General features: G+C 36.4%; 1 protein-coding gene. It reads left to right on the top strand.

All coding sequences use genetic code 11. The annotated features are described in order from the left end of the window. A partial coding sequence (locus ACM0OY_RS40455) for an ISAs1 family transposase (protein WP_414574310.1) occupies window positions 1–968 on the top strand: 968 nt, incomplete at both ends.

Raw genomic sequence — 968 nt, 5'->3', positions numbered from 1 at the left:
CCACGAATAGATCGCACGAAGCGGCATAACTTAATCGATATCATGACCGTTGCGGTATGTGCAGTCATTTGTGGTGCAGATAGTTGGGTAGCCATAGAAACTTATGGTTGTGCCAAATACTCGTTTTTAAAAACATTTTTAGAGTTGCCGAATGGCATACCATCACACGATACATTCGCAAGAGTTTTTGCACAAATAAATCCTCAACAGTTTCAGTCATGTTTTCTTGATTGGATGAAGTCAATACAAAAGATAACTAATGGTGAAGTTGTTGCAATTGATGGGAAAACCTTACGTGGTTCTTACGATAAAAGTAGTGACTGTAGTGCAATCCAAATAGTAAGTGCTTGGGCAACTACGAATAAATTGGTATTAGGGCAAGTGAAGGTAGATGAGAAATCGAATGAAATTACAGCAATTCCAGAATTATTGAAGGTATTAGAAATAGCTGGGTGTATTGTGACAATTGACGCTATAGGTTGTCAAAAAGAAATTGTAAAATTAATTACACAACAAGATGCAGACTATGTAATTACGTTAAAAAAGAATCAAGGAAATCTTTACGATGAAGTTGAAAAATTATTCCAGTCAGGGATAAGCAAAGGTTTTGAGGGGATTGAACATAGCACATATAAAACAGAAGAAATCGGGCATGGTCGTCATGAAATACGCCATTATGTGATGTTATCTCAAATTGAATCTCGGCTGAATCAAGATTCAGCTTGGTCAAAATTAAAAAGTGTTGGTATGGTAGAGTCTGTCCGAAAAGTAGATGGTAAAACAACAGTCGAGACTCGTTATTTTATCAGTAGTCTGGAGAATAATGTCGAACAGTTTGCTAATTCGGTTCGCAGCCATTGGGGAATTGAAAATTCATTGCACTGGATATTAGATGTTGCTTTAAGAGAAGATGATTGTCGAATTAGAAAAGATAATGCTCCACAGAATTTCGCACTATTACGACAAAT

This window comes from Nostoc sp. CCY 9925 (assembly GCF_963920935.1).
In the GTDB taxonomy this organism is placed as follows: Bacteria; Cyanobacteriota; Cyanobacteriia; order Cyanobacteriales; family Nostocaceae; genus Nostoc.
This window is presented reverse-complemented; position numbering and strand designations above follow the sequence as displayed.